The sequence below is a fragment of the Pseudoalteromonas sp. meg-B1 genome, from assembly GCF_003173795.1.
GTDB lineage: Bacteria > Pseudomonadota > Gammaproteobacteria > Enterobacterales > Alteromonadaceae > Pseudoalteromonas > Pseudoalteromonas undina.
In genome coordinates, this window is record NZ_QGQU01000002.1 from 109,313 (window position 1) to 129,568 (window position 20,256).

The window sequence follows — 20,256 nt, forward strand, 5'->3', positions numbered from 1 at the left end:
AAGGGTAAAAGTGCATAACACTATTTACTAATACACAGACGATCCCGGCCTGAGTTTTTAGCATCGTAAAGAGCCTCATCGGCTCTATCAAATGCTTTTAGAGGCGTATCACCCTCTTCAAATTGGGTTGCGCCTAAAGAAACAGTAATTTGTATTTGCTTGTCTTTAAATTTAAATGGGATCTTTTTAATCGACAGTCTTAATTTATCGAGATGCTCGACGGCGTTTTCAAGTGAAGTACGGGGCATTAATAACACAAACTCTTCGCCGCCATAACGGGCAATAAAATCAGTTTGTCTAATCGATTTTTGCAGCGCTTTGGCAATCACTTGCAAGGTAATGTCGCCGGCTGTGTGACCAAAACGATCGTTAATTGATTTAAAATGGTCAACATCAATAACCACTAAGGTTATGTCTGACGGGCGTTCGTTAAATACATTGATTTCGTGATTATAACGTTCATCAAAAGCTGCGCGATTAGGTAATTTGGTAAGACTGTCGAGTAAACTTTTAAAACGTTGTTCATTCAAACGTTTCTTATAATTACTAACTTTGCTTTCTAAACTGCCAATTCTATCGTTTATTTGTGCAAAGCTAGAAATTAAAATTTGGCGATCTTTTTGTTCTAGCTGCTCTTTTTCTAAAATATCAGCACTCAATGAGCGTAACTCATTTTCAACCAATTGCTTTAACTCTGTAATTGATGTTGCTTTATTTGTTTGTGTATTTAAATTTCTTAGCTTTTCACCAATTCGTTGATTAATTGAGTCAAACTCAACAGTCATCGATTCAGAATGCTCGCTGGTCGATACTAATGAGCGATGTAGCTCTCCGAGTGTTTGGTTTAAAGAGGTTAAGAAGCTTTGTGCTGACGCGCGCTCAACTTGAATGCTTTGTACAATAAGTGTGATTACATCAATTGCTGCATCAAGTAGCTGGTCTACGGCTTTATTTTTAGCGATACGTTTTTTTATTAAATACAGCTCATCGTTGGCTTCTTCCTCGAGTACTAACTGACTAACTAATTTAAATAGTTTTTCAGTAAGAGCACTTAGATTTGGAGGCTCAAAGGTATCGTTGCTTTTAGCAATTAAGGCTTGATGATAAAAAGTGATCAGCTGATTTAAAACAGGGATAAACCCATGTACAGATTGAATATCGTCTAGCTCGTTATCAAGCAAATGACGCAGTGTTCTGCGGGTATCGTCAGGCAAGCCTTTGGTTTGTTGTAATTGCTTACCTGCATTTTGTACACTGGTAAAGAGGTCGCGTTGATGTGCTAGTTGAATGGCTTCTTGGTTTTTAAGCAAAGCTAAAATATCATCCACTAAAGGGGCAAAGTCTTCAAAACTCATTCCTTTGTTTAACGCGCTTCGAAACTTAGCTAGGCGGTTATCAAGCTCAGTATCAAGTCCCTTACAGCTTAAAGACAACTTAGCTGCAAAATTAGAAAGCGTACTCACTTGATGTTGGCGAGCACTTTCTATTACTTTTCTACTGTCGATTGCTTGCTTTAGTTTTTGTTCCACCGTATTGGAGCTCCTAGACACCTACACACCATCATCGTAATACCTCTATTGTTTTAGTTTACAACAAAAACATATTAATAGTAGGTATGAGATCAAAAACTTAATGTTTTTAATAACAAAATACGAGCGATCTTAAATATAAGTGCATTTACCGCTTTTAATTCACTTTTAAAATGGGTCTTGTTAATCTTGGTACAACAATACGTTATATAAAAAAGAGCCTTTATGAAAAAGCTACTTGCCTTATCAATTTTAGCTGCCTGTTCAGCACCAGCATTTGCCGACGTTAACTACGCTTTAAATATCTCTCAGCCAGAGCATCATTTAGGTGATGTAAATGTAGAGTTTCCTAAAACGGCGCAATCATATTTAGATGTAAAACTGCCAGCATGGCGTACTGGTCGCTATGAAATTTTAAACCTTGCCAATGGCGTTCGCTATTTTAAAGCCAGCGACGATGAAGGTAATGCATTAAAGTGGGAAAAAATAGACCACAGCACATGGCGTGTTCATTTAAACGAGCCGACTGAAGTTAATGTTGATTACCAAGTATATGCCAATGAGCTAGGTAAGCGCGCTCGCCATATTGACGATAGCCATGCGTTTGTTGATGCATCGGGCTTTTTTATGTTTAGCGAGTCATTTCGCCAAGAGCCAGTTACGGTTGAATTAAACGTACCTAAAGCATGGCGCTCTGTGTCGGGTATGGAAAACTATAAAAATAAACACAGCTTTAAAGCCAGTGACTACGACGTGCTTGTTGATTCACCAATAGAAACAGGTGTTAACGAACTGCGTACTTTTGAGGTTGATGGCCGTGAGTATGAGCTAGTGGTGTGGGGCGAAGGTAATTACGACATAGAACTGATGCTAACCGATCTGAAAAAGCTAGTGGCAACGGGCAATGTAATTTGGGACAGCTACCCGTATGAGCGTTATGTATTTATGGTGCATGCTACATCGGGCGCGGGCGGTGCAACCGAACACTTAAACTCAACTATTATTCAACGCCCACGTGATCGCTTTGCTAAACGTGAAGACTATTTAGCTTTTATCAGTACAGCGGCACATGAATTTATTCATACTTGGAATGTAAAAGCATACCGTCCTAAAGGGCTTGCGCCATATGACTACACTAATATTAATTATTCAAAATTGCTGTGGATTGCTGAAGGGTCTACAAGCTATTTTGAAGATCATTTATTAGTGCGTTCGGGTATTCAAACCACCGATGAATTTTTTAAGAACTTTAGTAAAACCATTAATCGCCACCTCACTACCCCTGGTCGTGAAGTGCAAAGTGCAAGTGAAACCAGCTTTGATAAATGGATAAATCAAGGTGGCGATCATGCACGTAATTACGGCACTAATATTTATCTTGAAGGCTCGTTATTGTCGATGGCGTTAGATGTCGACCTACTTGAAAAAAGCCAAGGTAAAATAAGCTATAAAGACGTACACAACGAACTTTATAAGCAACATAGGCTACCAGCGGGTTTTACTGAACAAGACGTATTAGCTATTTTAAAACAACTATCAGGACGTGATTACAGCGCTTGGTGGCAAGAAAATGTTAGCACACCAGCCAGCCTAGATTTTGATGAATTATTGGCAAAAGTTGGTTTAAGCTTTGAATTACCAGAAAAAGCCAAGGCCACACCAAGCTTAGATGCCTTTACTAAAAATACTGGTGAGTTACTTACACTTACCCATGTAAGCCGCGATGGCGCAGCATGGCAAGGTGGCTTAACTACCGACGATAAGCTCGTCGCTATTAACAAAAAGCATGTAGGGAAAAACTTAACCACGAGCCTAGAAACCTTTAAAGCAGGAGACAAGGTAACTGTTGATTTTATTCGCCGTGATGCATTAATGTCGACTGAGCTTATGTTGTCAGAAGATTTCGACAAACCTAAAAAAGTAGTCGCTAATAAAAATGCTACTGCTGAGCAAAAAGCGCTATTTAAAGCATGGATGGGCGTAGCGCATCCAAATGATGTGAAAAAAGACGACTAACATCGTTTATCATTTTGTTTAAAAAGGAGCTTAGTCTCCTTTTTTGTTTATTGGGCGCTATATTGTAACAATTTATCTCAGCGCAGTTGACCTGACTCATACTTAATGAGTAATCTGCTGGTTCAATAATAAAAGGGATTCTATAATGCGTTTAAAACCTCTTGTTGCCACGTTGGTAGCAACCTGTTCACTGGCACTTTCTTCTGCGGCTCATGCCGATGAAGGCATGTGGCAACCTCATCAACTACCAGAGCTTGAGTCAATTTTAAAAGCCAAAGGGCTTGAAATTAGCGTTGATTCAATTTCAAAATTAACCGAATTTCCAATGAATGCGGTTATCAGCTTAGGCGGTTGTACAGCCTCGTTTGTTTCGCCAAAAGGCTTAGTTGTAACTAACCATCACTGTATTTATGGTTCGGTGCAATATAATTCAACGCCTGAAAATAACATTTTAGAAAATGGCTTTTTAGCAAAAACACCGGCTGAAGACTTACCAGCTGCGCCAGGTTCACGTGTGTACGTAACCGAAACAGTGACCAATGTGACCGACAAAGTGATTAGCGGCACTAACGAGCTAAGCGCAAAAGCACGCTATGATGCGTTAGAAAAAAATCAAAAAGCACTCGTTGCACAGTGTGAAGCTGATGCTAGTTACCGTTGTAATGTGTATTCGTTTCATGGTGGTTTAGAGTTTTACCTAATTAAATCACTGGAAATTAAAGATGTACGTTTAGCGTATGCACCTGCCATGGGCGTAGGTAAATACGGTGGCGATATAGATAACTGGATGTGGCCGCGCCACACAGGCGATTTTGGTTTTTACCGCGCCTATGTAGGTAAAGACGGCAAGCCAGCAGAGTACAGCGAAGATAACGTACCGTACGTGCCAGAGTCTTACTTAAGTGTAAGTGCTAAAGGCGTGCAAGAGGGCGACTTTGTTATGGTAACTGGCTATCCAGGGCGTACCAATCGTTACCGTATTGCCGCAGAGGTTGATTACGTATTTAACGACAGTTACCCTAAAGCGCGCATGCACAATACTAAATACGTGTCACTAATTGAAGAAAACTCAGAAGATGGCAGCAAAGCCCGTATTGCTTACGAAAGCACCATAGCAGGTTACAACAACTACATTAAAAACTATGGTTCGATGATTGAAAGCTTCAAAAAAGGCACCATGTTTGAGCGTAAAAAACAGTTTGAACAAGAGCTTACAAGCTGGATAAACAGCGATAGCGAGCGTAAACAGCGCTACGGGAATGTGCTTAATGAGTTATCGGCATTAGTAGCTCAATCGCAAGAGCACAGTGAGCGCGACCGTATGGTAGGCTATGTTCATCGTTCACAAATGATCAGCACGGCACGTCGTTTATACCGCTTAGCGGTTGAAAAACAAAAGCCAAATAGTGAGCGCGAATCAGGTTACCAAGAACGCGATTTACCGCGTATTAAATCTTCTCTTGAGCGTATGTCACGTCGCTTTGATGCCAATGTAGATAAAGCTATATTACTGCACTTTTTAGAGCAATATGCAGCATTACCTAAAGCAGAGCGATTTAGTGAAATTGATAAAGCTTTTGCTTTAGAAAACGGTTTTGATAAAGCAAAACAAAGCGCATTGCTAGATGAAATGTACGCTAAATCAAGACTAGATAATGAAATTGTACGTAATTCATTATTTGAACAAACACTAAGTCAGCTTAACCAAAGCCAAGACCCGTTCATGCAATATGCAAAAGCTATATTTGCTGTGATGAAAGCTGAGGAAGATAAGTCAAAAGCCTTGGCAGGTAAGTTACAAGCTGCTCGCCCAGAGTTAATGAGTGCAATTATTGCCTTTAACAAAGCGCAAAACAAACCGGTTTACGCCGATGCAAACAGCACATTACGTGTAACTTACGGCACGGTAGGCGGTTATTCTCCGCAAGATGGATTAGTGGCTACGCCGTTTACTTCACTTGAAGGCTTATTGGCTAAAAACACCGATGTTGACCCATTTAATGCGCCTAAAAAGCTGCAAGAGCAAATTAAAGCGAAGCTTTATGGTGATTACACTGGTGGCATGAATACTGTTCCGGTTAACTTTTTATCAAATGTAGATACAACTGGCGGTAACTCAGGTTCGCCAACGCTTAACGGCAATGCCGAGCTGGTGGGTTTACTGTTTGACGGTGTGTACGAAAGCATTATTGGTGATTGGGATTACAACCCAGAACTAAACCGCTCAATTCATGTAGATTCGCGCTACATGCTGTGGGTAATGGATAAAGTAGATAACGCCCAAAACCTATTAGACGAAATGAAAATCGTAAAATAAATAGCAGTTAAAATAACAAAAGGCGCTTACCTTAACCGGAAGCGCCTTTTTTGTTTAAACATTTTTGGCGATTAATCTAACTTAAGCTACGGGCTACGGGCTACGGGCTACGAGGTTCGGGGGAGCTAATATTTAACTTTCACTGACACTCGGCTTTGTGTGATGGTTTTGGTTTCTCATTTTCTGCTCATTATCTTCTCCATGTTCAAATAGCTTTTTGATGAATTATGCACAAAGAGGGCGAAGAGACGCTGCGCTTTTGTAGGAGCAAGGTGTTTTTAAATTAAACTTTTTTATAACGGTAACTACGTAAGTTTAATTTACTAAATGCCAACTAGCATAATTTTACCTTGTGCCATGCCCTCAAGCTGGCAGCTAAAATCAATGCGCTTTTCAGCAGGTGTTTTATACAGCAAAGTGAGCTTACGAAAAGGCGTGGTAATCACTTTGACCGTTTTGATTTGTAAACTAACGCGTGTTCGTTTGTCTAAAAAGGCAAAAGCCGTTTCCGTTAATGCTTTTTTACATGCGCTTAATGCTGTATTTGTTACAACGCCAGATAATATTGAGTTACTAATATCTTCAGCCGACAAGCTACTATAACCACTTGCCATTACGCACGCGGCATAAATATCAAGTATGGCAATAGCGCGTACTTTTTGACTTTTAGGATCCTCATAAACAGCCATTACACAGGGTACTTTAGATTCATCGAATACCTGCGGTTGAATTGTGTTTACGATTAAAGACTGACTTATATGTTTATGAAACAAACGTTCTAATTGCGACAGCTTTGGTAACGCTAAATCATCATTTAATTCAATTTCATCAGGAATGACTTCGTTATTTTCTACAAGTTGAACCAGAGGTAATAACTTATCGTGAAGTTGTTCATCTGTAAAAGGCTTTGACAGAACAAAAGATGCGCCAAAGCTAATGGCTTCTTCAATTTGAGACTTTTCATCAACCGTGGTTAGCATTGCTACTATTATATTAAGTTGCCTTTGCTTTATTGCACGTAATAGCGTAACTCCACACATATCAGGCATATGCCAGTCTGTAAGGACAATATCGGGGTGCCAACTACCAATAAGCGTTAACGCAGATTTAGCATTGTTGGCTTTTTCTATTAATAACTTCCGATAGCCAAACTTTTCCAACCCTCGGCGTACTATTTCAAGTGTTGCATGGCTATCATCCACGATAAGTATTTTCACACAGGTAACTTTTTTTTAATGTTGTTGTTATTATGGCAGATTTTTTTCACAGCGCTAAACTCTAGTAAATAAACACTTAATTTAAGATAACTAAATAATGCCATATGCCGTATTTCCGCCAGAGGTTTATCATTATATTGCTATAAATTTTGGGCTACTTATTTTAGCCGCGTGGTTTTATATTCTTTTACTGATACTCAGAGAGTTTAGGGCATTTGCACTTAGCATGGTTAAAAGTAACGGAACAATGGATGATGCGACGTTAGCTATGTGCAGAGAGTCTGTTGAAAATGCTATGAGCTATGTTAACGATAACCGAAAAACTATCGCTGAGTTAATCAGTGTACAAATGCTATTACAACAGCAATTGACTGAGGTTACTTCATCAACCAAAGATCATGTTACCGAAAAAGAACAACAGCTAATCGATGATCTCAATAAAAAATTAAAACGCTCGCATAAGCTAATTCGCAAACTTAAAGGGGATTTGGATAAAAGTGTTGAAAAATTAAAAGTTACCCGTCAAAAACTCTATGCACAATATGATGCAGTGACTGTGCTTCAAGAAGAAAAAGACCAGTTACAAGCAGATTACGAAGCGCTTAAAACCGCAAGCGAGAATAGTGATAAAACATCAAACGCAGATGCATCCTCAACGCCTGATCAAACAAGATTACTTAACACTTTAAACGAATACAAAAGGCAAATTGCAGAGCAAGACCAACTGCTACAGCAATTGCAGTTACAAACAGACGGGCCAGAAAGTAGTGAGGAGTTAGACACACTCAAGCAAGAGCTAGAAAAAACACAGTACGCACTTAAACACCTTACAAAAGAGAAAAAATTCATTGAAGGGCGTTATTTAGAAATGATGAAAAATAGCCAAAAACCAAGTTAGCTAACATCTTTTTTTAGTATGAGCCAGTACACGTTATAGCTGTGTTTTCTGCTTATTCACTTCTATTTGTAGAATAAGGTCTTTTAGTGATTTATGCACAAAGAGGGCGAAAAGACGCTGCGCTTTTAGAGGAAGATATAAAACAAAACTATTTTTAGCTAGTCAGAATCATATAGCGCCACGTTATCTTGGCTGAGTATGTGAGGTTGCAATTTGCACATTTAAGGTAAAATGGGAGTGCAGATAAAGAAAAGCTAAAAACATCTTTTTAATGTTCACAGCGAGTGCACTGAATCATAAATTTTCTTGTGTTTTTTCCGTTAGAAGTTCTTGTTAGTTTTTATTATTTACAATACTTTTTGGCTTTAAAAAAACCTGTAATACAAATTACTATATAAAAAGCATACAACCCTATCTTTTCAGCCCACGTAGCTTGTGGAAGTGAGCCATAAAAACGAAGGTAATCATTAAAAACTAACGTCCCAACACAAACAATAATAGCAGTTGTTTTGAAGTAGAAAACACCCGCCGATTTTATAGTTGATATAGAGACAATTAAAGCCCCAAAGATAGATAAAAAGCTAATATTGACATGGCTCCAGGTACAATACTTGGTGCTAGTGCAAAAGTTGTTATGATTATTGAAAACCATCCTAATATTTTAATGGTCATTCGACTCCTTTAAAAACTAACAACCGTATAACACGCAATGTGTTGGCGTGGTTTTTTGTTTGCCAAAACTATGACAACTTTACATTGTCGGAGTTTAGGTGTTTGTTATATTCTTATCATATTCCTGGTTAACATTTGATAAATACTTATTAAATAAGTTAAAACGATAACGCAAGAGATAGCTAAAATACTACTGTTAGGGAATAAATACCAAGCGGCTACAATTAAAATACTTCTTAACACAGCATGAATTAAGCCAACAGGGTGTTTAACGATCCAAGAATACACTACCCAATGAAGTCCTAAGCCAACGCCTAAACTCAAAGGAACAAATTCAGGTGCATTTAAAAGTAATGGAATATGGACAGCCCAAAGAAGATTAACCATCACTATGCATAGGCCCATAAGTTTTGCTAAAGGGTTGGATGAGGAAACTAAGTTCTCTTTTCTAAATTTTGCAATTACTAAAGCTATAGGAAAAATACCGCCTGTTGCGAAAAGTAGAATATATATAGAAATATTTGCGCTAAATTGAGTACTTAAAAGCCCAACTAAACCCCAAATAATGATTCCAGCAACCGGCATTGAAATAGATCTGTTTGAAGATTGTTCAAATTCTATTCTGTATTCATCTAATGTCAAAATACTCTCTCCTTGCTTGAGTAATGCTCAGACTTATTGAAGCACATAACGCCCTGTTAAGGGGCTGATAATGTTTGGCTAAAATGTGAAGCGAAGCGGAACCGAGCCAAACTTTAGCAGTCCCGCTTGAACAGCTTGTTAGATTTTACCTTTCTTTTTTGCTTCAACGCGTAGACCAATAAAGTAATCCCTCAAGTAGTTCGCAGCCAAAAATGAATAATCATTAATTATCTCGATTCTGCGACCAAATTTTGTAGTGGTAATAATAACTTCATCTACTTTTCTATCAGAAGCTTTACGTCGATGTCGGTGCTCCTCACTCAGAAATGTAAGGTTATCTACAATGCTAATTATTTGATCTGGTTTTTTACAATAATCTAAAATTCCACTAGCGTGAAATAAACAGTTTCTGATTTTTAGGGCAGCATCTACTTGTTCAAATAGAGGTACAGATTTAAAATCGAGACCAACAGTTTTGAAATAGTTGTTAATCTTTGAGATACCTTGACCTTTGGTTAAGCTAAGGCTTATATGCGTAACCTTTTCAATTTCCTTGGCTAATAAAAGCAAGTAAGCCTCATATAGTGAAGCAATAGAGAATAAGTTTCCTCTACTCATCAACCATGGAAATGTTCGTTCTATTTTCCTGCCTTCAATCTCCCAGCGCTTTTCGGCTATATCAGGATGATTCGGAAAATAGATTGGAAGCTTTGCCAGCTCGTCTTCTTTTTCACTCTCTAAAAATCTAGGTGTTTTCCAAATGTAGTCAGCAGCATCCGAAAACTCTTCATTAGCCGAATGTGCCAATTTAACATTTAAAGCTTTATTTATTATTATGTTGGCGGGCTCCATAACTCTCCATGTAAAATCTAACAATTTAATAGTGCGCTCATCGCGCATATCTCTGCCAATGTCACGCTCACTCTTCTATTTTATATAGTTTTAACAAATTACCTAACATATTACTATCACTAAGTTTTTTATTGTATTTAATAAATACTTAGAGGAGTAATATGCGCGCTTGGCTCATTTTCTTGAATATATGAGCAAGCGGTAGAATTAGATACAGCATTCAATCAAATTACTTCAACATTCTTTAGTATATTTCATGTGCATTTTGTAACCATTAAATGCTAGGTTAGGTGTAACTATATTGAAGGAATAAATTATGAAACTTGAGTCTTTAGCGTTGCACCATGGTTATGAATCTGAAGCCACCACTAAGTCGGCGGCGGTGCCAATTTATAACACCTCTTCGTACACCTTTGATAATACCCAGCATGGCGCTGATTTATTTGATTTAAAAGTGCCGGGTAATATTTATACCCGCATAATGAATCCGACCAATGCGGTACTTGAGCAGCGTATTGCGGCGATGGAAGGTGGTATTGGTGCGCTGGCTGTGGCTTCGGGTATGGCGGCGATTACTTATGCAATTCAATGTTTATGTGAGGTGGGCACTAATATTGTAAGCACTAGCCAAGTATACGGCGGCACTTATAACTTATTTGCTCACAGCTTGCCGCGCCAAGGTATTGAAGCGCGAATGATTAAAGCCGATGATTTTGACGGTTTTGAAAACGCCATTGATGAAAACACCCGTGCTGTTTTTTGCGAATCAATTGGTAACCCTGCAGGGAATATAGTTGATATCGCTCGCCTTGCGAAAATTGCCCACAGCAAAGGGGTGCCTTTAATTGTAGATAACACTGTGGCTACGCCGTATTTATGTCGGCCATTTGAGTTAGGTGCCGATATTGTGGTGCACTCACTCACTAAATACATTAACGGCCATGGAACCGCGATTGGCGGCATGATTGTTGATTCGGGCAAGTTTGACTGGAAAGCCAATGCAACCCGTTTTGCGATGATGAATGAGCCTGATCCGTCGTACCATAATGTAGTGTATACCGATGCGTTTGCTGAGGCGGCGTTTATTGGGCGTTGCCGTGTTGTACCCCTTAGAAACACCGGTGCGGCGCTTGCGCCTAAAAACGCCTCTGATATTTTAATTGGCCTTGAAACGTTAGGGCTAAGAATGGATCGTCACTGCGAAAACGCGCAAAAAATTGCTGAATATTTAGAGAGCCATCCTAAGGTACTTTGGGTTAATTACGCGGGATTAAAATCAAGCCCGTATAACGAAATGAGCCAAAAAATTACCAATGGTAAAGCGTCAGGTATTTTAAGTTTTGGCATTGCCGGTGGCCTTGAAGCCGGTACGCGGTTTATTGATGCTCTAAACATGATTTTACGTTTGGTAAATATTGGCGATGCTAAATCGCTGGCTTGCCACCCAGCATCGACCACGCATCGCCAATTAAATGATGAAGAGCTCGCCAATGCTGGCGTTAGCCGCGATTTAATTCGGTTATCGGTGGGTATTGAAAACATTGACGACATTATTGCCGATGTAAGCCAAGCACTCGATAAAGCTTAAACCGTACAGTAAATACCTCAAACTTTTTTGAGGTATTTATTTTTGCAATAAAAAAGGAGTGCCGATACATGAAATTTTTAATTTTTCTCGGTTCGGTTAGAAAAAGTACCCCACCTAAGCCTGCGCGTTTAGGGGAGAGAGTAGCAAAAGCATGTGAGCGTTGTTTGCTTGAGCACTATTCTGAGCATGAAATAGAGCTTATTGATCCGCTCGATTACGATTTAGACCCTGTGTTTAAACCGCACTTTGCCTATACGCAGGCTGAGGTACCTAAACAACTTGATGATTTAGCAGCAAAAATTAAAGCCAGCGATGGCTTTGTTATGGTGAGCCCTGAATATAATCATTCGATGAGTCCGGCACTCGCTAATTTGCTTAACCATTTTGGAAGCTCGTTATTTGGCTATAAACCCAGCGCAATTGTGACCTATTCTGCAGGGCAGTGGGGCGGCGTGCGCGCTGCTGTTGGCATGCGCAGCTTTTTAAGTGAACTGGGCTGTTTGCCGGTATCAGCAATGATCCATGTACCAAAAGCACAGGATGTGTTTATTGAAAGTGGTGACGCAAACAATGCGGCAGAGCAAACATCGTGGGATAGCTATTTTTCGCGCACCTTTAATCAATTAATGTGGTGGGCTGAGGGCGCAAGCAAACAACGTGAAGCGTTAGATCCTAAGCAATTAAGCAAAGATTTTAAACGTGACCCATCACAGCGTAATGCGCCTTAACGGTTAAAAATTTAAGCTAGTCTTTTTTGGCATCTTCACGAGGGGAGGCCAATATTGCTTGTTTTTGTTCGTCAGTTAAAATAATCCAGTCGAATATTTCGTCGCTAGTGCGCCCGCACCCAGTGCAGTAGCCATTCATTCTATAACATTCACCGATACAGTCTGTTTTTAAATGAGTGGATTGTTTACTGGGTGTTTGGCGCATACATTCTCTCGTTATTATTTCGTGGCGACGGGCTTTCCTACTTCTAAAGAGGTCGACCAAGTTTTAATTTTTGATAACGTTTTGCTGGTATAAACAGAAATAACCGGCGACTTATCATCAAGTACAAAGGTGGTACGCAGCGACGTTTCTGACTCTTTTTGTGTTTCTAACCAGTTGTTTTTTTTAGTTAAACATTGGCGAGTGAGTTCAACTGCTTGTTGATGCATAGCTACCGCTTGCTGTTGATCTTTGTAGCTTTCTTGGCATTGATAGGTCACAGTTTGATTGTTAAAGCTAGTCACTTGGCAGTTATCGCCAAATACGTTGTACTTTGCAGTCCACACATCTAAATATGAGTTTTGTACTTTGGTGTCTTTTAACGCATCAAATCGATTATCGAATTCGGTTATTAAGCCATCCATTTTTTCACAGGGCGTTAAGCTGTCTAATTTGGCTTTTTGCTCGCTGGTTAAACTGCTACATCCAGACAAAATAAGACCAGTGAGTATAAGCGATATATAAGTTTTCATAGTGCGCTATCCTTTTGTAATAGCTATTCCTTAAATATTAGCTAAAGGATACCTAAGGGAGAGAATAAATGCTATTGAGAAGGCTGAATTAAAAAGAAAAATTATGGCTTTTTATGACGATGTGCGCCACATAATTGCGCACACAGTAATCGTTGTATTTACTTATGACGACCTTGTAGGCAAGCAACTACATCAGTGAGTTCTAACCCTTGTCGTTGTAATAGTACAACAAGGTGATACAACAAATCGGCCGACTCGTTGGTAAGTTCATTGTTGTCGTGTTTCATTGCCGCAAGTGCCACTTCTACACCTTCTTCACCTACTTTTTGACAGCTACGGCTTAAGTCTTCTGCGAACAGTGACGCAGTGTAGCTTTTAGCTGGATCATCATTTTTACGAGCAACAATGACATCCTCAAGTTGCGCTAAAAAGCTCAAGCTTGGTTTTGCATCATCACCAAAACAGCTTTGCGTGCCTAAATGACAGGTTGGGCCCTCTGGGTTTGCAAGTACGAGTATAGAGTCGTAATCGCAATCGGTATGCACCGATACCACGTTTAAAAAGTTTTCTGATGATTCGCCTTTGGTCCATAAACGCGATTTAGAGCGCGAATAAAAAGTCACTTTATTACTTTCAAGTGTTACTTTAAGCGCTTCGCTGTTCATAAAGCCTTGCATTAAAATCACGCCAGAGCGGGCATCTTGAACAATGGCAGGGATCATTTCGCTTTTAGCGAAATCAACTTGAGTTTGGTTTTCTAAGGTTACTTGCATAGTCTTGCTGCCACTTGGTTATCGATTAAAAATTGTTTTAGTTCACCGATGTTTATCACGTTTTTGTGAAAAACACTGGCTGCGAGCGCACCATCTACTTGGCTTTGTTGAAATACATCAACAAAATCTTGCATGCTGCCTGCACCGCCGGAGGCGATTAAAGGAATATCACACAGCTGGCGTATTTTGCTTAGTTGCTCGTTGTCGTAACCGTTGCGAACACCATCTTGGTTCATACAATTTAAAACGATTTCGCCAGCACCTAAGTCTTGTACGCGTTTAACCCATTCTTCGGTTTTATATCGGGTGCGGCTTGACGCATTAGGATCGCCAGTAAGCTGATAAACTAGATATTCACCGGTTGTTTCATCATAAAAGCTGTCAATGCCAACAACTACACACTGCTTGCCAAACTCATCATGTAATTCTTTAATTAGCTCTGGACGCGCAATTGCAGGGCTATTAATACTGATTTTGTCAGCGCCACGTTCAAGCACACGAGCTGCATCGGCTACCGATTTAATACCACCGGCTACACAAAATGGAATATCGATATGGCGGGCAATGTTTTCAACCCAATTAACATCGAGTAAGCGTTTTTCAACACTTGCACTGATCTCGTAAAACACCAGTTCATCAGCACCGGCTTCGCTGTAGGCTTTAGCTAGGGTAAGTACATCGCCAACCACTTCGTGGCCTTTAAATTTAACCCCTTTAACGACCTGTCCATCTTTTACATCTAAACAAGGAATTATGCGTTTTGATAACATGAGAATGCCTCGTTTTTAAAATTTTGATTTGAAATAAAGCTGTTTTTACATTTATTATTTGTATGACTAAATAGAAGACACATAGACTGCACTTGATATGTTATTTATTTGATAAATTTGAATAGTTAATTTAATGAATGAATCTTAATGCATTACTATGCAATGAATTCTTAACCCCACTATATAATAAAACTCCAACTATGTTAATCGCTAAAGCTAGAACTTAAAGTGATAATTAATGCCTTAAAAAAGTATTCGCTTCAAAGCTTATTTTAAATTTATAAAATACTAAATTTAAAATGTTTATTTGGAAAAGCGATAACAGTTTCTGCCGGAGTTTTTAGCTTCATAAAGTGCTTGGTCTGCCTGTGTTTTAAGCTTAATGCTGGTTTGAGTTTCTGACGCGCTGGTTGCAATACCAATGCTTATACCTAAGCTGCATTGCTGATCAAAAATAGTAAAGGGGGTGTTAATACTTGTGATAATTCGCTCTGCAATATCCGCTATTGCTTTTTTATCGTTTAACTGGGGAAGAATTGCTGCAAATTCATCTCCCCCAATGCGCGCAATAATATCTTGTTGTCTCAAACAACTTTTGATGCGAATCGCCACCTCTTTAAGTACTTCATCACCTGCACCATGGCCTAATTCATCATTGATGGGTTTAAAGTAATCTAAATCAAGGTACATAAGTACTAAAGGGCAGGAAAGCTGCGTTGCTTTTATGATTTCTAAATCAAGCTGCTCCAAAAAAATACGGCGGTTATAAAGCCCTGTTAAACTGTCAAAATAAGCATAGTTTTCTACTTTGGCTTGATATTTTCTTCTTTTAATTGTGTGGATGGCAAAAGTATAAATAACAAATATCATTAACGTCATAATACCAAGATAAAGAGCGATAATAAGTTTCTTTAAGCTACTAAACTCACTCTCTATTTTAGCCAGCGGGACTTTATTTATTAATGTCCATTCGGGTCTGTTTATTAGGCTATTAGCGATATTATTTGGGAGCAACATGTCGTTTAATAAAGTTAAGTGATCATAAATATAAACATTGTTTTCATTTTCAATAATCCCATTCGCTTGGATTTGCATGCTTTGCCATATGTGTGGCTGCTGATCTTTAAAACGATGTTGCGGTTTGTTAGCAAACATAAATGACCATTGCTTATTGGTATCTCCAAATAACCAATAGCTGTCTTTATTAAGCAGCATAATATTGCCTGATGAATTTTTTGAGATATTGTCTAATTGGCTAAGTAAATGAGCCCCTTCAAGGTTGACGATAAGTAGCCCTATTTTAGTTCCTTTGGGTCCCATTAGCACAGAAGCTAAACGTATCATTGGTTTAAAAGGGCGTTCTATCTCACCGTTTTCAAAGTTTAAATCTAATGGGGAAATAAAAATAGCCGACGGGTTCATTTTTATAGCCTGTTTAAAATAGTAACGATGGCTTTTGTCTTGTAGCTGCTCTGCTGAGACTATAGCAACATTGTGCTTGTCTCTATGCACCCTTAATAGTTCCTTACCTGTTAGATCAAGAATTCGAATTTGTGTATAAAAGTTTTTAATAGAAATAAAGTTAGCATAGTCTTGCTCTAGCTGAGCTCTATTGACCGAACTCAAAATGTCATGATCTTTAAAATGATGATTGTTTCTTAAAATCAACAAGTCACGAGAGGCATGATTAAGTTGTTGTAAAAAAGCTTTTTTTGCTTGTTTTAATTCATTTTTTTCATGTTGTATAACATTATTAATACGCGTTTGTAATTGGCTTTGGTAAAACATATATAAGGCGATATATAACAATACCGCAGAGCAAAAGTAGGCCAATGAACTAGTTAGTTTTGTCGTGTTTTTTTGTGTGTTATGTGATTGGTTTAATGAAAAAGCATATTTAATTACGAATAAATAAATAAGCGAGACACTTAAGCTACTTAAAATTAAGCCGTCAATGAGCATGATTTGCCATTGTTTTAACATGAGAGCATCAAAATTAAAGGCAAACATTATGATTGCTTCAACAGTGAACACAATCATAGCTATTTTTATAATAAGGAACTCAGTTCTGAGCTTTTGGTGAGTTACAAAGTCATTATCGCGAAATAAGTAAAGGGTAGTGACAATCGCTACTAACGCGATAAGGCTGGAATCTAATATTACTGAAAGCCAAACACCGGTAAACTGGGTAACAAATGCGGCTAAAAAAAGCATAATAACAGCTTCACTAAACGCTAAAGATAAAAAGAGGATCAGTAAGCGTTTTATTGGCATGAAAGTATCCGTGGAGTAAGTGTTATTATTGAATTTCAAAACGAAAACATTTTGTAACTATATAATAATTATAAAGGATGAGAATTACTATAAAGTTTATTAAATTAACTGTAGTTTTGACTAAAGTATAATAAGGATCCGGTCAAAGCAGAGTATTGTTTAACCGAATCCCACAATTTAGAGCTTAATTACTCGCTTACTGATTTTGTTTAACATTCATAAAAATAGCATATAGCACGGGTATCACGATTAAAGTCAGCAGGGTAGCAAACAGTAATCCAAATACTAAAACCACAGACATTGATTGGAAAAATGCATCAAAATACAGTGGAATAACCCCTAACACCGTGGTCAGTGTGCCCATCATTACCGGTCTTACCCGACTATTTGCCGAATCGATAATGGCATTATATGCAGCTTTACCTTGGCGAATTTCCATGTCCATTTGATCTACTAATACAATGGCATTTTTAATTAACAAACCAGAGAGCGATAGCAATCCTAATATGCCCATAAACTCTAGTGGAATTTGTGTGGTTACCAGTCCAAAAACAACACCAATTAAGGCTAATGGCACGACAAGCCAAATAATAATTGGTTGTTTTAAAGCGTTAAATAACACAATAACAATCAGCACCATGGCTAAAAAGCCCAGCGGAATAGTTGAGGCCAGCATTTCGTTAGATTCTTTCGATTGTCCGTATTCGCCATCCCATTCAAGTCGATACCCTTGAGGTAGGTCAATGGCTTCTATTTTAGGCCTTACCCGATTAAATAACTCTGAGGCTAGTTCACCTGGTAGTGGATCGGCTTGGGCTTTTATAGTCCATTCGCGGTCTTCACGCTTTAAAATACCATCGCGCCAGACGGTTTTAAACCCATTGGTTACTTGCGCAAGGGGCAGTGTTTCACCGGTTATATTGCTTTGCACTTGAATATTTCCAATATCGTTTATGTCTACACGTTCAGCTTGTGGTGCTCTAACAATAATAGGAATGAGCTCTTCACCTTCACGATACTGCCCAACGATTTGCCCCGAAAAATTTTGCTGTAAGGCTTCAGCAACCGCTTTACGCGTTACACCAGCGCGCTGTGCATTAATGGCAGAATACTGTGGCTCAATAACACTAATGCGTTGTCGCCATGTATCTTTAATTGATAGAGCGCCGCCATCATCAATTAATATTCCTTTTGCTTGTGCAGCTAGCTCTCTTAATACATCTGGGTCGGGCCCTTTAAATGTGGCTTCTATTTTAGAGCCCCCACCAGGGCCCATTACAAAGCGCCATGCTTTGCCTTGAGCATCGACAAAGTTATCGTCAATGTAATTTTGTACGGTAGGTAAAAGTTGATCTAGCTTTTTGTAGTCATCGACTTTAGCTAAAATTTGCCCATAAGAACTATTTGGTGACTCACTACCATAAATAAGCATGTAGCGAAGACCGCCGCCACCAATAAGCGTTTGTATACCTTCAACGCCATTTTGTTGCTTTACAAATTCCTCTAACTTGAGCATATCTTTTTTGGTTTTTTCAATATCGGTACCTTGTGGTAGCCAAAAATCAACTACCATTTGCGGTGTAGTAGAAGCTGGGAAAAAACCTGATTTTACAAATTGAAATCCCCACATAGACACACTGAAAGTGGCAACCACAATGGCAATACTAAGCCAGCGGTGATGCAATGCCGAAACCACAACAGACTGATATAACACCATGAGTTTATTTGGTTTTGCTGAGCCTGAGGTGTCGCTATCTTGCTCTTTAAACAAGCAATAACAAAATAAGGGGGTTAGGGTAATGGCAAATAACCAGCTGTATAATAGAGAAATTAAAATAACCCAGAATAAATGGCCGGTAAATTCAGCGGTATCACCTGGGGCAAGACCAATAGGCGCAAAGGCAACAATGCCTACCAAGGTACCACCCAGTAGTGGCCATTTAGTTTGCTTGACGACTTCGCTGGCAATGTCTAACTTTTTACGGCCTTTTTGTGTACCAACTAAAATCCCTTCGGTCACAACTATGGCGTTATCAACCATCATTCCTAACGCGATAATCAGCGCTCCAAGAGAAATTCGATGCATGGGTATACCGCTCAAATCCATGGTTGCAAGGGTCGCAAAAATGGTTAGCAGTAATACGGCGCCAATAATAACTCCTGAGCGCAAACCCATAAATAGCAGCAGGGTAACCATTACGATCACCAGTGCGACTAAAACATTCACTACAAAGTTGTCGACTGAATCTTGTACTACTTTACCTTGGTGGTAAAACTCATGCACTGTGATACCCAGCGGTCTGAGGTTTTCAGTTTGTTTTACTTTGTCATCAACGCGGTCAAATACTTTAACCACATTAGCACCCAATACACTGGCGACCCCAAGTGAAATTGCAGGTTTAGAGTTATAACGGACTAACTTGGTTGCTGGACTTTGAAAGCCACGGTATACATTAGCAATATCTTTAAGATAAATTGTTTTACCTTCACCGCTGGCACTAACCAATAGATTTTTAATGGTATCAACGGAGTTTATTTCTCCGGTAGGGTCGATAAAAATACGTTGATCGCCAATTTGAGTGTTACCAGCGCTCAATACAGCGTTTTGCTCATCTAAAATGCCGTAAATATTATTAATAGACACGCCTAAAGAGGCTAACTCTTCACGAGCTATTTCTACAAATATGCCTTCTTGCTGCACGCCTGTCATAGCAACTTTGGCTACGCCCTCTACTTGTAAAATGTCACTTTGCAAATCTTTAGCGTAGGCATGTAACTCGTCGGGTGAGTACCCTTCGGCGGTTATTAAATAGCTCAGGCCATACACATCACCAAAATCGTCATAAACTTGTGGCGTGCCAGTACCAGGCGGTAATGTTGGACGTGTGTCATTTATTTTGTTTCTGAGCTTAGTCCAAATAACTTGCAACTCAGATTTAGTCGGGGAAAACTCTGATTTAATCTCTACTTTAATTTCAGATAAACCTGTAGATGAGGTGGACGATATAGTATCAACTTCTTGTAGTTCTTGAATTGCACGTTCAAGTGGCTCAGTTACCTCTTTTGCAACTTCTAGTGGGCTTGCACCTGAGTACGAGACAAACACTTGCGCGGTGCGAATTATAAATTCGGGGTCTTCAAACCGCGCCATATTTTTATAGGATGAAAAACCAAACCCTAGCGTTAAAATAATGAGTATGGTGCTAATTAATTTATTATTGATTGTCCATTTTGCTAAATCCATT

The 20,256-nt window shown here is 39.0% G+C and carries 15 protein-coding genes; 5 read left to right on the forward strand and 10 right to left on the reverse strand.

What is annotated here, in order from left to right; translation table 11 throughout:
• Window positions 1-20: 20 nt before the first annotated feature.
• Window positions 21-1,529 (reverse strand): GGDEF domain-containing protein, encoded by a 1,509-nt coding sequence (locus tag DK924_RS09070; RefSeq protein WP_109874953.1) that lies wholly within the window; start codon window positions 1,527-1,529, stop codon window positions 21-23.
• A 225-nt stretch (window positions 1,530-1,754) separates the two neighbouring features.
• Between DK924_RS09070 and DK924_RS09075 the strand changes: the two genes are divergently transcribed.
• Together DK924_RS09075 and DK924_RS09080 are read left to right on the forward strand one after the other, a co-directional pair.
• On the forward strand, window positions 1,755-3,545 hold the full coding sequence (locus tag DK924_RS09075) for a M61 family metallopeptidase (RefSeq protein WP_109874954.1): 1,791 nt from the start codon (window positions 1,755-1,757) through the stop codon (window positions 3,543-3,545).
• A 145-nt stretch (window positions 3,546-3,690) separates the two neighbouring features.
• Window positions 3,691-5,862, forward strand: coding sequence for a S46 family peptidase (locus DK924_RS09080; protein WP_010388890.1), 2,172 nt, complete (start codon window positions 3,691-3,693; stop codon window positions 5,860-5,862).
• A 323-nt stretch (window positions 5,863-6,185) separates the two neighbouring features.
• On the opposite strand, the gene DK924_RS09085 is transcribed toward DK924_RS09080, so the two are convergent.
• Window positions 6,186-7,079 carry a response regulator gene (locus DK924_RS09085; protein WP_075170202.1) on the reverse strand — a complete coding sequence of 298 codons (894 nt, stop codon included), beginning with the start codon at window positions 7,077-7,079 and terminating at the stop codon, window positions 6,186-6,188.
• A 97-nt stretch (window positions 7,080-7,176) separates the two neighbouring features.
• Between DK924_RS09085 and DK924_RS09090 the strand changes: the two genes are divergently transcribed.
• Window positions 7,177-7,977, forward strand: coding sequence for a hypothetical protein (locus DK924_RS09090; protein ID WP_010388888.1), 801 nt, complete (start codon window positions 7,177-7,179; stop codon window positions 7,975-7,977).
• 777 nt (window positions 7,978-8,754) lie between these two features.
• On the opposite strand, the gene DK924_RS09100 is transcribed toward DK924_RS09090, so the two are convergent.
• Together DK924_RS09100 and DK924_RS09105 are read right to left on the reverse strand one after the other, a co-directional pair.
• The gene (locus tag DK924_RS09100; protein ID WP_109874956.1) at window positions 8,755-9,291 is read right to left on the reverse strand and encodes a DUF7010 family protein; all 537 of its coding nucleotides are present in this window, start codon (window positions 9,289-9,291) and stop codon (window positions 8,755-8,757) included.
• Between the two features lie 138 nt (window positions 9,292-9,429).
• Window positions 9,430-10,191, reverse strand: a complete 762-nt coding sequence (locus DK924_RS09105; RefSeq protein ID WP_109874957.1) for a hypothetical protein — start codon at window positions 10,189-10,191, stop codon at window positions 9,430-9,432.
• A gap of 268 nt (window positions 10,192-10,459) precedes the next feature.
• Between DK924_RS09105 and DK924_RS09110 the strand changes: the two genes are divergently transcribed.
• Both DK924_RS09110 and DK924_RS09115 read left to right on the forward strand, forming a co-directional pair.
• A complete protein-coding gene (locus DK924_RS09110) occupies window positions 10,460-11,731 on the forward strand; it encodes an O-acetylhomoserine aminocarboxypropyltransferase/cysteine synthase family protein (RefSeq protein ID WP_008112587.1) in 1,272 nt (423 codons plus the stop codon).
• A 68-nt stretch (window positions 11,732-11,799) separates the two neighbouring features.
• A complete protein-coding gene (locus DK924_RS09115; RefSeq protein ID WP_109874958.1) occupies window positions 11,800-12,459 on the forward strand; it encodes an NADPH-dependent FMN reductase in 660 nt (219 codons plus the stop codon).
• Between the two features lie 16 nt (window positions 12,460-12,475).
• Here the strand turns inward: DK924_RS09115 and DK924_RS09120 are convergent, their stop codons facing one another.
• The 6 genes from DK924_RS09120 to DK924_RS09145 form a co-directional block, all read right to left on the reverse strand.
• On the reverse strand, window positions 12,476-12,664 hold the full coding sequence (locus DK924_RS09120) for a DUF1289 domain-containing protein (RefSeq protein ID WP_075170194.1): 189 nt from the start codon (window positions 12,662-12,664) through the stop codon (window positions 12,476-12,478).
• 14 nt (window positions 12,665-12,678) lie between these two features.
• Window positions 12,679-13,194: a hypothetical protein gene (locus DK924_RS09125; RefSeq protein WP_010388878.1), complete on the reverse strand. Its 516-nt coding sequence runs from the start codon at window positions 13,192-13,194 to the stop codon at window positions 12,679-12,681.
• Window positions 13,195-13,352: 158 nt separating this feature from the next.
• Window positions 13,353-13,967, reverse strand: coding sequence for a bifunctional phosphoribosyl-AMP cyclohydrolase/phosphoribosyl-ATP diphosphatase HisIE (gene hisIE, locus DK924_RS09130; protein ID WP_055012038.1), 615 nt, complete (start codon window positions 13,965-13,967; stop codon window positions 13,353-13,355).
• Window positions 13,958-14,737: an imidazole glycerol phosphate synthase subunit HisF gene (gene hisF / locus DK924_RS09135; protein WP_109874959.1), complete on the reverse strand. Its 780-nt coding sequence runs from the start codon at window positions 14,735-14,737 to the stop codon at window positions 13,958-13,960. The genes hisIE and hisF overlap by 10 nt, the downstream gene beginning before the upstream one ends.
• A 303-nt stretch (window positions 14,738-15,040) precedes the next feature.
• A complete protein-coding gene (locus tag DK924_RS09140) occupies window positions 15,041-17,011 on the reverse strand; it encodes a diguanylate cyclase domain-containing protein (protein ID WP_109874960.1) in 1,971 nt (656 codons plus the stop codon).
• Window positions 17,012-17,207: 196 nt separating this feature from the next.
• Window positions 17,208-20,255 (reverse strand): efflux RND transporter permease subunit, encoded by a 3,048-nt coding sequence (locus tag DK924_RS09145; RefSeq protein WP_109874961.1) that lies wholly within the window; start codon window positions 20,253-20,255, stop codon window positions 17,208-17,210.
• Between the last annotated feature and the right edge of the window lies 1 nt (window position 20,256).

Bases quoted from the DNA above. Each gene is read 5' to 3' on its own strand.
- DK924_RS09075 (WP_109874954.1), top strand. From the start codon at position 1,755: ATGAAAAAGCTACTTGCCTTATCAATTTTAGCTGCCTGTTCAGCACCA.
- DK924_RS09080 (WP_010388890.1), top strand. From the start codon at position 3,691: ATGCGTTTAAAACCTCTTGTTGCCACGTTGGTAGCAACCTGTTCACTG.
- DK924_RS09090 (WP_010388888.1), top strand. From the start codon at position 7,177: ATGCCATATGCCGTATTTCCGCCAGAGGTTTATCATTATATTGCTATA.
- DK924_RS09105 (WP_109874957.1), bottom strand. From the start codon at position 10,191: ATGCGCGATGAGCGCACTATTAAATTGTTAGATTTTACATGGAGAGTT.
- DK924_RS09110 (WP_008112587.1), top strand. From the start codon at position 10,460: ATGAAACTTGAGTCTTTAGCGTTGCACCATGGTTATGAATCTGAAGCC.
- DK924_RS09115 (WP_109874958.1), top strand. From the start codon at position 11,800: ATGAAATTTTTAATTTTTCTCGGTTCGGTTAGAAAAAGTACCCCACCT.
- DK924_RS09120 (WP_075170194.1), bottom strand. From the start codon at position 12,664: ATGCGCCAAACACCCAGTAAACAATCCACTCATTTAAAAACAGACTGT.
- DK924_RS09125 (WP_010388878.1), bottom strand. From the start codon at position 13,194: ATGAAAACTTATATATCGCTTATACTCACTGGTCTTATTTTGTCTGGA.
- hisIE (WP_055012038.1), bottom strand. From the start codon at position 13,967: ATGCAAGTAACCTTAGAAAACCAAACTCAAGTTGATTTCGCTAAAAGC.
- hisF (WP_109874959.1), bottom strand. From the start codon at position 14,737: ATGTTATCAAAACGCATAATTCCTTGTTTAGATGTAAAAGATGGACAG.
- DK924_RS09140 (WP_109874960.1), bottom strand. From the start codon at position 17,011: ATGCCAATAAAACGCTTACTGATCCTCTTTTTATCTTTAGCGTTTAGT.
- DK924_RS09145 (WP_109874961.1), bottom strand. From the start codon at position 20,255: ATGGATTTAGCAAAATGGACAATCAATAATAAATTAATTAGCACCATA.